Here is a 14,728-nt window from a genome sequence, read left to right as displayed (position 1 = left end):
GAACTAGAAATAGATTAATACTTGAATTATTTATACATATCACTGAATAGTTTTTGAAACAGTTTTGCTGTCATTCCCAATAAACCCGATTGCTCCCAGTTTTCGGAAATTACGATTTCAATATTGCCGGATATTTGTTCCAAACAGTGCTGATTAATTGCTTGCTGAATAGGTGTAAGAATGTATTGGTTGGCACGCGATACAATTCCACCTATAACAATTATGTCAGGATTTAATAACTGAATGGTATTTGATAATGCTTTTCCCAAAGCCTGCCCCACATCACTTAAAAGTGTAATGGCCAGTTCGTCGCCAAGTTTTGCTGCGTCGATAACATCTTCGGGTTGTAGTTCTTCAATTTTATACTGAAAACGGTTGGTAAGCTGCGAAATTTTTCCTGCTGCAACAGCATCTTTAGCGCGCTGAATAAGCACACTTGCCGAAACCACAGTCTCTAAACAACCACGTTTACCGCAAACACACAAATCGCCGTCTTCTTCAAACTTGGTGTGCGACAACTCGCCGGCAAAACCGGTGGCACCGTTATATAATTTACCTCCAAGAATAAGCCCGATACCTAAACCCCAGTTCCAGTTTATAATAACTGCATCGTTGTGGTCTTTTGCGGCGCCAAAAATAAACTCGCCGTAAGCTTCCATTCGGGCATCATTGTTTATGTAAACCATCTTGCCGAATTTCATGCTTAAACGATCGGCAACATTTCGGTACGCTTCCTTTTTAATGGTGTAGTTTACTCCATTTATCGAATCAACCAAACCGGGCATTGCCGTTCCAACAGCAAATACGCGGCTGTAATCGATGTTATTAACCTCCAGAATGTGGCGCGCTTCGGCATACAGTTTATCTACCAGGTCATCATCGTCAATCGATGTTTCAACAACGGTAATGGGCGCAACCAACTCGTTATGCGAATTATAAACGCCTATCTTTCCTTTAAAGCGCCCTAGCTCGCACGAAATAACAAAAATGCTGTCGCGCTTTAATCCAAATAAAGTGGGGCGTCGTCCGCCTTTCGACTCGCCGCTTCCTCTAACTTCTACCAGCTTGCTTTCACCAAGATCTTTTAACAAAGAAATGGCCGTGGGTAAACTTACCCCAATTTGTTTCGAAAGAAATGTTGCTGAAAGAGTGTCGTTTTGATATAAAAGACTTAGAATCTTCTTTTTCCGCCGATAATTTTTTAAGGCATTACCGGTAAGTTTCTGACCTTTTATATTTTCAAGAAGGATCATTTTGGAATAGTATAGTTAATTAATTTGAATGCAATTTAAAGAAATTTTTAAATCAAAACCAAATGTTTGTTAATTTTTTTAATAAGTCAAAAGTAATTATACAAATCCTTTCAACTAAATCGTCAATAAATAAAGTATTCAAGTATTTTCTACAATAAGATTCCCCGCTAATCGGTAATCCTGAATTCTGTTTAACGTAAATTAACAGTATGATTTAAAAACTTTAAATCAGAAAATTCTTACTTTCAAAAAAACTTATTCTTCTGCTGAAGAAAAAAAAGGGGGAACTGTGAAGTTGAAGGCACTTAAAATAACTGTTTTTATGCTGTTGGCACTATTGGCCGGCACAACAGTTCGTGCACAAATACCACCGCTCGACACATCAGTAGTCATCCAAAAACCCCACCTGCAACAGGAACACTTTTACGACAGTTTGGAAAACCGTGCCAACCGCCGCAAACTTACCGGCTGGCTGTACGATGCTATAATTACTCCTCCCCGCCCTTACGTCGATAAAAAGGCGCTTGCTCTTGATTATTTTAAAGAATATGAAGGAAAAATTATTGCCGATATAAAAATCAATGCACTCGATGTTTTTGGGCCAACCTGCACCGATACCACAAAACAAGCCGACCATTGGGCCGAGCGGGCTGCCAATAAAATTCATACAAAATCGAACCTGAAAACCCTTCGCAAATTGTTGCTTTTTAAAGTTGGCGACATGCTAAAACCGGAGCAGATGTACGAAAACGAAAGGATTATCAGGGACTTGCCTTATATTAAAGATGCCCGCATTTATGTGGAGCAGGATCCGATTTACCCCGGTTTGGTGAATGTTTTGGTATTAACAAAAGACCGTTTTTCTTTTGGGGTTTCAGGTGGTGTAAATGGGACCAACTCGGGCGATCTGGAGATATACAACCGGAACATTTTTGGCGTCGGTCACGAGGTTTCGGTAAAGTTTGTTGGCCATGTTGAAAAAGAACCATACCTGGGCGTTGAAACCTTTTACAATATAAAGAACATTGGCGGGCGGTTTCTCGACGTTCGTTTGGGGTATTTAAATACCTACCGTCGCGAAGGTTTTGTTACCGAGGTAACCAAGCCTTTCTTAACACAAAATATTAAGTGGGGCTACGGTGGTTATTCTGCCCGCATGTACCGCACCGACCGCATTACGAATAACGACCCGGTAAAAGTGGAAGAGCCAATGGATCTGTCGGTAAATTACCTTTGGGGCGGACACAGTTTTAATATCAGTCCAAGGCACGAAAATATAACGGAGCTGGTTTTATCGGGTGGTATTAATAACTGGAACTATTTTGAAGATCCGGCGGTGGAAACCGAAAACAGTCACTTTTTTGCCAACCACACGCTTTATATGGCCAGCCTTACCATTTCGCAACGTCGTTATATTCAAGACCAGTTAATTTATAGCTACGGAATTACCGAGGATATTCCCGAAGGTTTTAAAAACGAATTTATTTATGGTTACGATGCCAATGAGTTTGGCGACCGGCACTACCTGCATTTTTTTACATCGAACGGAAATTTGCTGCTTAGCCGACGTGGCTACCTGTTTACAACTGCCGGAATTGGCGGGTATATGCAAGATGGCCGCTTTGTTGAAGGAATGATCCAGGGCGATGTAAACTTTATTTCGAAGCTTCATAAACCCGGGAAAAAGCGTGTTCGTACATTTGTCGACCTCAATTATACACTTGGTTTCCGGCGCTTTGAGATTGAACATTTAACACTGGGAGACCGCGATCATATTCGTGGTTTCGACAGCGATATTGCTATCGGGAAACAGCGCTTAAACTTAAAACTGGAACATGTTGTATTTCTGCCGTCACAATTTTATAAATTCAACATGGCCATTTTTGGCTTTGCCGACTTTGGAGTTATTGGCTCGAACCGCGAGTTGATTTTTAAACAGGATTATTACAGCGGCATTGGTATTGGCATTCGATTACACAACGAGAACCTCGTTTTCGAAACATTCCGCCTACGCCTTGCTTTTTATCCTTTCCATCCGGGTGATATGAGCTTTTTAGGCTTTTCGCTCGACGAACAATCTAAACAGCGCTTTATTTCGTTTGAACCTACCGGCCCGGAACCAATGCGTTTTGAATAAAATTAGATTTCTAGAACTGGAAATAAATAAATGGCTGCATATCGGCCGAAATCGACTGATAAACGATTATAACCACAACGGCAGAAATTGCAGCTTTTACCCACATTGGCGAGGCGATGAACCAGTTTTTTGCCCGGTCCTTTAGATCGTAACTCAGCCAGTGTGTAACAAAACCAAACAGCATCATCAGGAATACCCATTTGTAGGCAACAAGTACCTCAGGAATCATCGCAAGATTGATATCTGTGCCGATTTGGTGCAGCATTCCGCGCACAACATCCATCGATTCGGAGCGGAAAAATACTCGCGTAAAAGTGATAAAAGTGAATGTTATGGCAATCTTCCAGATATTCACCATCCAGTTACTGCGTTTTTCCCACGGACTTATCTTTCGCCAGAATTTATAGATTACTAATCCAACGCCGTTCAATCCTCCCCAAATAATAAACTGCCACGATGCACCGTGCCAGAGTCCTCCGAGCAACATGGTAAGCATCAGGTTGATATTGGTATTAATATGCCGTTTTACGTTGGGGAAGAAATGTGCCAACAATGCAAATAGCAGTACCAAACCTGCAAATATTGGTACTAAAATCAGCTTTCCGGCCAAAAGGACAACGATTGCGAGAATTACTCCGAGACTGATATAACTAAACACCGAACCTTCGCGGTTTCCGCCAATCGGGATATACAAATAATCTTTTAACCACGACGAAAGCGACATATGCCAGCGTTTCCAGAACTCGGCAACACTTTTTGCCTTGTAGGGAGAATTAAAGTTTTGCGGTAATCGGTAGCCCATTAAAAGTGCTACTCCAATGGCAATATCGGTGTACCCCGAAAAGTCGACATAAACCTGCAACGAGTATCCAAATAAGGCCATCAGGTTTTCGAAACCGGTGTGGGTAATCGGGTCGGAAAAAACACGGTCGACAAAGTTTACAGCAATGTAATCGCCTATAAATATTTTCTTGATCAGTCCTTTCAGAATGATAAAAATGGCCCAGCCAAATTCTTCTTTCGAAAGGCGATAATCTTCATAAATTTGCTTTACAAAGCCCGATGCACGAACAATCGGTCCGGCAACCAGCTGCGGGAAAAACGACACATAAAAACCAAAGTCGATTAAGTTATTTACGGGTTTGGTTTCGCCGCGATACACGTCAACCGAATAACTAATGGTTTGAAAAGTAAAGAACGAAATACCAACAGGTAGCAAAATCTGGTTCACCTCGAAATGTGTTCCTGTTGCGGCGTTGGCCCACAAAGCCAAATGATTGATCACATGCAAATCGGTGCCAAACATCACATTTATACTGTCGATAAAAAAGTAAGCATATTTAAAATAAGCCAGCAATGTGAGGTTAATTACCACACTTGCTGCAATCAGCAGTTTGCGAATCAACTCGCTTTTCGATTTGTAAATTCCTTTACCAATAAAAAAGTCGGTGAGCGTACTGAATAACAAAATGAAGAAAAAGAATCCGCTGGATTTATAGTAGAAAAACAGACTTACCAGAAACAAATAACCGGCGCGCACACTTCGGTTTTTGTTTTTGTAAACCAATGAATAACCGGCCAAAACAAAAGCAAAAAATGCCCAAAAGAAAAAGCGAGTGAAAATCAGCGGGGCCGTTTTATCGTACAGAAAAATATTCCGTAGCAGTTCTTTTATTTCTATTTGTTGTAGTAAATCCAAGCAGTTCTAGTTTATTCTTCACAAAGTGAAGTTTTATTCGTTATTGTTACCCCCCGACATCCGCAGGTGTTTCTCCGAAACCACCGGCTCCTGTCGTCCCCCTACTTGTAGGGGGACAGTTGAGGCCAGCGACTCCGTTGTACGGAATGTGGCCGAAACGGGGGGTACGGTTTGCCCATTATCAGTGAGCTCCTTTTTATCAATCAAATAACTCTCAAAATCCTTCATCAGCGCCCCAAAAAACAGATCGGCGATCATTAAATAACCTTCGCGGGTAAAATGGATTTTATCGCTTCGGGCCAGGCCGTTATTCTGCCACAGTACAATGGAATTCAAACCTCCCATTACCGAAAACATATCCCACACACCGGCATTGTATTTTTTGGCCATTTTAAACATGCTATCCTGTACCTTTTCGCCATTCTTGTTCACATACCGCCGATACAAATAACTGTCGTTGTTCGTAGTAAAAACAATCAAAGCATTCGGAGCTGCAGCTTCTATTTTGTCAATGAGTTGTCCGTAATGATCTTCGAAACGGGCTTGCGAAAAACGGCGTCCGTAAGCATCGTTAATTCCCAGTCCCATAATAACCATGTCCGGACTCAGTTCGGCCAGTTGCTCTGTAAAAAGCTGGCAACGCAAAAATGCCGGAACATGTGCCCCGTTCACACCGATACTGTGATACATTACACCATTTGGATTCGATTCGGTGGTCATGCCCAACAAAGTAAAATTGCCCTGCGAGTTATAATCCTTTTCCAAGGTTATCTGCAAACTATCTACCCATTCATTCAGTTCAAAATCGGTGTAGCCTTCGCTTTCAACCTTATTTTTCACCAAATCCTCATCAATATTTATGGTGTAATTCTTTGCCGTATTTTCGTAGTATATTCTCAGTTTGTTGAAGCTGTAATCCAGTTCGTTTTCTTCTTCCAGCAAAATTGTTAGTTCGGCTTTTGGCGAAGATGTTGTTGCAGAAATACCTCCCACTCCAAGCGTTCCGCTTTTCCGCCCCTCTACATTGCGGAAGGTTTTCCAGTACCCATTGTAGCGAATGTAATAGCCAAAAGGCGAGTTGGTACGTGCAATGCGATACGGAAACATAAATCCCCAACCGGCATTCATTTCGCCATTCAACTGCTGAAAACGGTTGCGCATTTGCCCCGAAAACGAGCCGGCCTGAATGTGAGAGCCACCAATTTGAACAATGTTTACTCGTCCTTCGCCGGTTGTAACCAATCGCTCCAGTTTTGAATAAAACCGGTTAGCATTTGTCCGGTCTCCGGGATAATGCATTTCATTGCGGTCGTAACGAACGAAATTGTATTGGTTAACGTGATAGAAGTAGCTGTCTTCCTGAGCGAAAGCCGAAGTAGAAAGCAACATGACGAAGCTAAGAAGCAGCAATGACAAGCCTCGAACCTTTACCGAATGTACTAAGATTGATGGAGATTGAATTAGATTGAATAGAGATTGAGCTACAAAATTGAGTAAAGGCTTGAAACTTGTAACTTGTAACTTGAAGCTTCGTTGAAACAGATTTCTCTCTGCGTTCGAAATGACACAAAACTCGGAACTCGTCACTCGTGGCTCGGTACTTTTTACTTTCTTCCCCATTACATATCCTCCTCCAAATAATTGTTGTACTCCAGAATCAATGCATTGTAGAACATATTGGCCACCAAACGTGCTCCACGCGCCGAGAAATGTACATAATCGGGGCGCGCCAGTTCGGGTTGCGCATTCACCCACGACGGCATACTGTTGTGTCCACCCATCGCTTCGTACATATCCCAATACGCACAGTTATTTTCGAGTGCCACCTGTTTTAGCATTTCCACAACTTGCGGCAAATGTTTATAGGTAACATACTTATCCTTCACCTTTGTCGACATGTCGCTTGGCCCAATTACCAGAATAGCTGCATCGGGACACAGAGAATTAATTCGTTGGATCTGACTGCCAAACCAGCGGCCGTAGCGTTCAATTGCTTTTTTGTCTTTAATATATGGAATTACGTTTCCGCCAAACTGCAGAATAAAAAACTTAGGATTCAGGTCGTTGTACATTCTTAAACTCAGCTGATAGTCGGCCTTGGTAAAAATTGTACCGGAACTACCACGCAACGCAATGTTATCCATGATTACGCCTTTTTTCGAAGCCAGCTCAATTCCGTAAACATCAGGGCCATCGTATCCCGAGAACTTCAATGTTACACTGCTTGTTGAATCCGGCAACTCGCATTCGAGCACAGCGTACATGGTATCCGCGACAAGCGTATCACTTAAAACCGTATCGCCGCGTGCGATTAACTGCACCGCAACCGGACGTTTGGTGTGCCCGTAGAACAAGCGCATATTTTCGTATTCGCGGGTACGTTTGTATGAGATATCTGATTTCGAGACATTCATTTCGGCCTCGTAAATTATCGAATCTTTAAACGGTATCGTGTCGCTGGCCAAAGGCGCATAACGCGAAAAAGCACCCATCACACCGTAACGACTGTGCTCAACCGTTGAATCCACCTTGCCGTAAATCGGGTAACGTGTCCAGTTCTCGGAATTCTTTTGATAGGCACTAAAAACATAGTCGTAAGGTTGCAAAGCCGGACGTAATCCAACACCGGTTCCGCCAAATTTCACCTGCAATTTATTTCTCAGGAAAGCCGTAATGCGGTCGCCTTCAATCTGGCTGTCGCCGTAATGCATTATCCGAACCAGCGAGTCACTTTTCAAATGATTAAAAAAGCGGTACAGATTTTCTCTACCCAAATCTGTCATTTCAATGCGGCGAACCGATTGCACCAGCGTATCGTAATCTGCGCGGTGAATCACTTCAACAACCGTATCGCCGGCAATGGTATCCACTTCAATATCTACCAGCGAATCGATTTCAAACTGCTGCGCCAATATTTCCGAGACATCGGTATATTCCACATCATCAGCACCCAACATTTCGGGGAACGTTGGCATATGAAAGGTCATTTCACCCACCTCGAAACCATCGTCGGGCATCAGCCACATGGCGCCTGCCAGCAAAGCAATCACGCCCAAAGTAAATGTTAATGTTTGTAGTGGTTTCATCTCATTATTATTAAAACCTTTCAGCGGTATTCGATGTAACTCGCTGACAATTTCGCTCCTCTATGTCAATATTTTTACGTGCTCGTTTCATTGAACGTAGATGATTAATTTTTGACCAATTTGAATTTTACGTGCATCGCTGATGCTGTTCCATTCCAGTATTTTCTCGGGCGTTACACCATCGTATTTTTGAGCAATTACATACGGCGACTCACCACTTTTTACAATGTGCTCCACTTTTCTCGACGACTCAGGAATTACAATCCCCGGCAAAGTTGCCGATGCAAAATTCGGCACTACAGTTTTCGGCTCTTCTTTTATAGCTGTTTCTTGCTGTAGACCACTATAATATTCTGCGTTTTCATCGTCGACAAAAATATCAAGCGTTTTGCCCGCTTGAATTTTGCGCTCGTCGTAAATGTTGTTCCAATATTTTAAATCGGCAACACGCACATCGTAATCTTCGGCAATAAACCCAAGCACATCGCCCGATTTTATGGTGTATTTGATTTTCGTCTTTCCTTCAATTTCCAGATCCTTTACCTTCTCGCCCACATACTGGCGATTAGGCGCCGGCGGATATTCGATCTTTTGCGCCACCACTTCAAAAAGCGTTGAATCGACACCGTTATATATTGAATCCTGCAGAAACAAAAAGTCTTGCTTCAATTTTTCAGGTAAAGTAACAGATGCCTGTTCCGGAATGATAGAATATGGAAATTGTGGATTTAAAAAGCGTAGTTCTTCGGCAGAAAGCGGCAACACCGCACTAATCTGGTCGAAATGTGTTTGCAGGCGTACTTTTGCTTCTGCTGTTTTTTGTAGTTCCTGTTCCGGTATAAATTTATTCCGACTCAAAAATGCCGCTGTTGCCTGGTAAGCCGCCATAAAATCAGTCACCTCTTTCGGTGCTACTTTCAGCAGTTCATTTACAGAACAATCATCACCACCAGCACGACGACACAGATTTTTAATCTCAGTCTTTCCGAAAACAAATGCAAGCACGGCCTTTTTCGGATGATCAAATAAAGCTTCATTCTTCTTGAGTTCCTGAACAGCCGCGTGTGTCGCTTTTGCAACATTTAGGCGTTCATCAATCAGTTTATTGATTTGCAAACCATTCATCACACCTTGAAAATGCGTTAGTTGCCACGCTCCTGCTCGTTTAAACGAACTTTTTGCTTCGCTATTAAACGCAGAAAGAGTGGCAGGCAAATACTGTAAATCTTCGCCAAGACCAGCTTTGTTTAACTCTTCTTTTATTTGCGGCTGATAGAAATAAAAGCTTTTAACAAAAATTGCCTTATCCGGTGCAGGTAAATTATTTAAAACGGAAAAATAAGTTTCGAAAGCTTCCGGATTATGTGCATATTCTTTCGCTTCTTTCAGTTCACGTTTCATGGTCTGACGGTTGGCCAATTCCAGTTTCCCCGGGAAAAACGCAGCATCGTTCCATGGATAATCAAAAACCTGCTGATGAATATTTTGCAGCAACCGGTATTCGAAATCTTCGCCGTTTATGCTGTCTTGCGCCCAATTTATAAAGGGAAGCAACAACAGCAAAACCACAAAAATTCCAATTAAAGAACCCGGCTTATTTTGTTTGAATCGTTTCAAATACAATTTTTGCAAAAATGTTACGCAAAAATATGATTTCCGATTAAACAGCCCACAATTAATGCAAAGGATTTATACAAAATTATCCAACCCCTACAGGGTTGTAAAACGAATACCGGTAATCATTTCTACTATAAGCGAATCCGTACCGGATTCTTTTTTAAAGAGAACACTGTAGATGTTCGATTGTAGCAATAATCCCAATTAAAGAATCAATTCAACAACCTGATACGGGTTGGATAATCAACAACTTACTCTGTCACATGGTCGCGCTCACGAATCTCCACCCTACGAATTTTTCCGCTGATGGTTTTTGGCAACTCATCAACAAACTCAATTTGTCGTGGATATTTATAAGGAGCAGTCACCTCTTTTACGTGGTTTTGTAGCTCTTTTACCAAGTCGTCGCTGGCGCGCTCTTTAAAATCTGGTGCCAAAACAACGGTAGCTTTTACAATCTGTCCACGAATTTCGTCAGGAACTCCGGTAATTGCACATTCTACAACAGCGGGGTGAGTCATCAATGCACTTTCTACTTCGAAAGGCCCGATACGGTAACCCGAACTTTTAATTACATCGTCGGCACGCCCTACAAACCACAAATAACCATCCTCATCTTTCCAGGCTAAATCTCCGGTGTAGTATATTCCATCCGACATGGCTTCGTCGGTCAGCTTTTGATTGCGATAATAGCCATCGAACAATCCAGCAGGGTAATTTTTATCGATACGAATTACAATTTGTCCCTGCTCTCCGGCTTCGGCCGATCGTCCTTCCGATGTCAGCAGATCAATATCGTAATGCGGACTTGGAAGCCCCATTGATCCCGGTTTTGGTTCTACCCATGGCGAAGTAAACACCGACAAGGTTGTTTCACTTTGTCCGTATCCTTCGCGCAGTTTAATTCCTGTTAAATCGTAAAAACGGTTGTAAACCTCAGGATTCAAAGCTTCGCCGGCAATCGTACACCATTCAAGTGCCGACAAATCGTATTTGCTCATATCTTCCCGGATTAAAAAACGGAAAATAGTTGGCGGTGCACAAAGCGATGTAACCTGATATTTTGACAGCACTTCCAAAATATCGGAAGGCGTAAATTTTTCATGATCGTAAACAAATACCGAAGCGCCAACCAGCCACTGTCCGTAGAGTTTTCCCCAAACAGCTTTTAACCAACCGGTGTCGGCAATCGTAAGGTGAAGACTGCCATGGTGAAGATTCTGCCAGTATTTAGCCGTAACAATGTGCGCCAACGGATAAGCACTGTCGAGCACTACCATTTTCGGATCGCCGGTAGTTCCCGATGTAAAACTTACGATAATCGGATCGTCATTTTTTGTTGGCTCGGCAGGGCGTTGAAATGGCTCAGAATTTTCAATTCCTTTGTGAAAATCTTCCCAACCTTTAGGAATTACAGGTCCGATCGACACCACTTTTTCAATGGATGGCGAGTCGGGCAAAGCATCAATTACGTGTGTGGTGATCAATTCATCTCCATCGCAAATAATGGCTTTTATAGTGGCGGCATTGTTACGGTAAACAATGTCTTTTTTAGTCAGCAAGTGCGTGGCCGGAATAATAACGGCACCAATTTTATGCAGTGCAATAATGGTAAACCAAAACTCGGCACGACGTTTTAAAATAGCCATTACCATATCGCCTTTTCCAATTCCCAGCGACGAAAAATAACCGGCAGTACGGTCGGTAATTTCTTTTAATTCGCCAAAGGTGTATGTCCGGCTTTCGCCTTTATCGTTTGTCCAGAGCAAAGCCCTTTTGTTAGGTTCTTTTTCAGCCCAGCCATCAACAACGTCGTAGGCAAAGTTGAAATCCTCCGGAATAATTAACTCGTAATTCGCTTTAAAATCCTCAAAATCGGTAAAAGCAGTCTGTTTTAAGTATTTTTCAATCATGTTGCGTCAAAGTTTTATTATAGAATTACGGCCAGAAATTTTACTGTTTTCCCCTCGAGTGCTTTCATTCCGTGAGGAAGTGTAGCATCAAAATAAAGGCTGTCTCCTTCGTTCAATGTTAATTCGTGTCCTCCGACACTCAGCAGCATTTTGCCTTCCAAAACATAGTTCATTTCCTGTCCGTTGTGACTATTCAGATGAATTGGTTTTTCTTCAGCATCCGGCTCAATGGTTACTATAAACGGATCGGCTTTCCGCCCTGTAAACCCCGATGCCAACGCCTGGTATTTATACGCCCGAGTACGTTCCATGGCAGTTCCCTGCCCTGCCCGGGTTAGATAAAACGATTTCATATGGGGCTCGTCGCCAAACAGCAACGCCGTCAACCCAATGTTATATTTTTTCGATATGTTTTCGAGAACTCCAACCGGAATATCCGTATTCCCGCTTTCGTATCCCTCGTATTCTTCGGCGGACACCCTGCAGCTAGTCGCTATCTCGTCAACTGAAATATTGAGCATATCTCGTAAACCTCTTAGCCTCATGGCTATCTCTTTAATTTGTCCGTTCATAATGTTTAGTTCTATTGTTTAGTTTATATCGTTTAGCAGAAGACAAAGTTATAGCTTTTTGCGTCAGATTGTTCAACTTTTCGAACATCAGACAATTTTAGTCGTAAATTTTAATATAAAGAAACGGATAAGCTTTAAAACCCTTTGATATTATGTCTTCCATGCAACTTTTGTTGCATTATGCTGATTTTTTCATCACCCTTCAAATAAAGGAGATTCCAAATCCGTCAGTTGACGGACGAAATGTCGCAACCAAAATGTAAGACATGATTTTTCTCTATAAGTTCTCGAAAAAATACTGACTTACCTTTTCCATCAGGTGTACACGATCTTTTCCGCGCACATTATGCGGATGAATCGGGTAAGCAAAAAAGTCGACCTGTTTATTTTGTTTTACACATTCGCGCAAGAATTTCATACTGTGCTGCATCACCACGGTTTCATCCTGAACGCCATGAATCAGCATCAGTTTTCCCTCCAGATTCTCCACGTAATTGGTCATGTCCGAATTCTTGTAACCTTCCGGATTTTCCTGCGGCATATCCATGTAGCGCTCGCCGTACATAATTTCGTACATGCTCCAGTCAACTACCGGGCCTCCGGCAACTGCCACTTTAAAGATCTCGGGATGTTTGAGTTTTAAATTCAAGGTCATAAAACCACCGTAGCTCCATCCGTGAACGCCAATCCGGTCAGCATCTACATAAGGCAACGAAAGCAGGTATTCAATGCCCTGCATCTGATCTTCGGTTTCCAATACACCCAAATTGCGGTGAATGGCAGTTTCGAAAGCACGGCCACGATTTGAGGTTCCGCGGTTATCGAGCGTAAAAGCAATGTAACCCTGCGACGCCATATAATATTGCCACCAGCGTGCCTGGTTGTGCCATGTTTTAGTTACCAATTGCGAGTGCGGTCCGCCATAAACATATACAACTACCGGGTATTTTTTAGCCGGATCAAAATCGTTTGGCAAAATTAATCGCCCGTGTAGATCGTATTTTCCGTCTTTGGTTTTTAACGTTACCAGTTTGTTCTCGCCCAACTGATAATCTTTAAGCGGATCTTCCGACTCGAAGATTGTTCGTGTATCTTTTCCGTTTGATGAAATGAGATCAATTTTTCCGGGTACTTCATTGGCCGACCAACGATCCAGAATATAAGTAGCATCAGGACTTAAAGTTCCGCCATGAACACCTGTTTCTGCCGAAAGTCGTTCTGTTTTACCCGATTTTACATCTACTTTATAAATGTTGTTTTGCAGCGGATCATCGATTGTAGCTTCAACAAACAAGGTCTTTTCTTTGGCATCGAAACCAAGCATGTTTGTTACTTCCCACATCCCTTTTGTAATCTGTTGCACCAGTTCACCATCGGTGTTGTATTTGTATACATGAAACCATCCACCCTGGCGACTCAGGTAATAAAATTCGTTTGTATCTACTTTCGAAAACTGAATTGGGTAAAGTGGCTCCACATATGTATCAGATGATTCTTCAAACAATGTTTTTACTTTTTCTCCGGTTGCCACATCGTAGCAATTCAGCTGCATATGGTTTTGTTCGCGGTTTAACTCCGCCATGTAAATGTATTTCTCATCGGGCGACCAGGCCACATTGGTAAGAAAATGATCGAGTGGTTCTCCTGTTTTCAGAAAAGTTGTTTTTTCACTTTCAATATTATAAACGGCCAGCGTTACATGATGACTTTCCATTCCTGCCATTGGGTATTTCACCGGCGTGTATTCGGCTTCGCGGGCCATAAAATCCACCAGCGGATAATCTTTTACCATACTTTCATCTTTGCGGTAGAAAGCCACAAAATTTCCGTCGGGCGAATTAAAAATACCTCCGGAAATACCAAATTCGTTTCGGTGAACGGTTTGTCCGTTTACAATTCCGTTGCCGCCATCGCTTGTAATTTGTTTTGTTATTCCGTTGGCAAGCGTTACAAATAAATCATCTCCTTCAGTGAATGCCGCAAATTGTCCTTCTTCAGAGAAATTCGCGTTCTCTGCTTTTTCAGGAAGTTCAATCTGAAATTTCACTTGCTTTTTATTAATGTCAACCAACCAATATGTTTTTGCTGCCGAAACCAGAAGATCAGTTTCGCTGATCCAGCGATATGATGGAAAACGTTTTAAGCTTGCACCGGTAATTTCGTTTAACTCATCGAGCGAAACTACGGCATTTTTTTCGCCGGTTTTTGCCGATTCAGCAACGATAGATTTATCTTCAACAAAAGAAAAATGTTCATCATCCATCCATTGCAAACCAGTCATCGACTCGGGATACAAATACGTGTACCGCCCGTAAACGGCATCTTCCAGACTCATTTGTTTGGTTTGGGCAAAAGCAAAAGCTTGAACAAAAAGGAAAAGAATAATTAGTATTCGACGCATTTTTTCGATTTTAAAATTGAAGCCCGAAAGTAGCAAAAGTTCTGCTTAAC

Annotated in this window: 9 protein-coding genes; 1 reads left to right on the top strand and 8 read right to left on the bottom strand. The window is 42.2% G+C overall.

Translation table 11 applies throughout. The features are described from left to right. Window positions 1–26: 26 nt before the first annotated feature. Entirely contained in the window at window positions 27–1,253 is a 1,227-nt protein-coding gene (locus QZ576_RS00655; protein ID WP_297093357.1) for an ROK family transcriptional regulator, read from the bottom strand. Window positions 1,254–1,542: 289 nt separating this feature from the next. Here QZ576_RS00655 and QZ576_RS00650 point away from each other — a divergent pair, with 289 nt between their 5' ends. Further along, window positions 1,543–3,390 (top strand): hypothetical protein, encoded by a 1,848-nt coding sequence (locus QZ576_RS00650; protein WP_297093355.1) that lies wholly within the window; start codon window positions 1,543–1,545, stop codon window positions 3,388–3,390. A gap of 10 nt (window positions 3,391–3,400) precedes the next feature. Here the strand turns inward: QZ576_RS00650 and QZ576_RS00645 are convergent, their stop codons facing one another. From QZ576_RS00645 to QZ576_RS00615, 7 genes are all read right to left on the bottom strand, one after another. Further along, on the bottom strand, window positions 3,401–5,089 hold the full coding sequence (locus QZ576_RS00645; protein WP_297093354.1) for an MBOAT family protein: 1,689 nt from the start codon (window positions 5,087–5,089) through the stop codon (window positions 3,401–3,403). 33 nt (window positions 5,090–5,122) lie between these two features. Continuing rightward, window positions 5,123–6,505, bottom strand: coding sequence for a GDSL-type esterase/lipase family protein (locus QZ576_RS00640; RefSeq protein ID WP_297093352.1), 1,383 nt, complete (start codon window positions 6,503–6,505; stop codon window positions 5,123–5,125). 203 nt (window positions 6,506–6,708) lie between these two features. Further along, complete coding sequence (locus tag QZ576_RS00635; RefSeq protein WP_297093350.1) at window positions 6,709–8,175, bottom strand: GDSL-type esterase/lipase family protein; 1,467 nt, start codon at window positions 8,173–8,175, stop codon at window positions 6,709–6,711. 87 nt (window positions 8,176–8,262) lie between these two features. Continuing rightward, window positions 8,263–9,792, bottom strand: a complete 1,530-nt coding sequence (locus tag QZ576_RS00630; RefSeq protein ID WP_297093348.1) for a LysM peptidoglycan-binding domain-containing protein — start codon at window positions 9,790–9,792, stop codon at window positions 8,263–8,265. Window positions 9,793–10,043: 251 nt separating this feature from the next. Continuing rightward, window positions 10,044–11,705: an AMP-binding protein gene (locus QZ576_RS00625; RefSeq protein WP_297093347.1), complete on the bottom strand. Its 1,662-nt coding sequence runs from the start codon at window positions 11,703–11,705 to the stop codon at window positions 10,044–10,046. Between the two features lie 17 nt (window positions 11,706–11,722). Then, complete coding sequence (locus QZ576_RS00620; protein WP_297093345.1) at window positions 11,723–12,277, bottom strand: cupin domain-containing protein; 555 nt, start codon at window positions 12,275–12,277, stop codon at window positions 11,723–11,725. A 277-nt stretch (window positions 12,278–12,554) separates the two neighbouring features. After that, on the bottom strand, window positions 12,555–14,678 hold the full coding sequence (locus QZ576_RS00615) for a S9 family peptidase (protein WP_297093343.1): 2,124 nt from the start codon (window positions 14,676–14,678) through the stop codon (window positions 12,555–12,557). Window positions 14,679–14,728: the final 50 nt, after the last annotated feature.

Origin of the sequence: uncultured Draconibacterium sp. (assembly GCF_913060805.1) — a bacterium.
Classification (GTDB): Bacteria; Bacteroidota; Bacteroidia; order Bacteroidales; family Prolixibacteraceae; genus Draconibacterium.
This window is presented reverse-complemented; position numbering and strand designations above follow the sequence as displayed.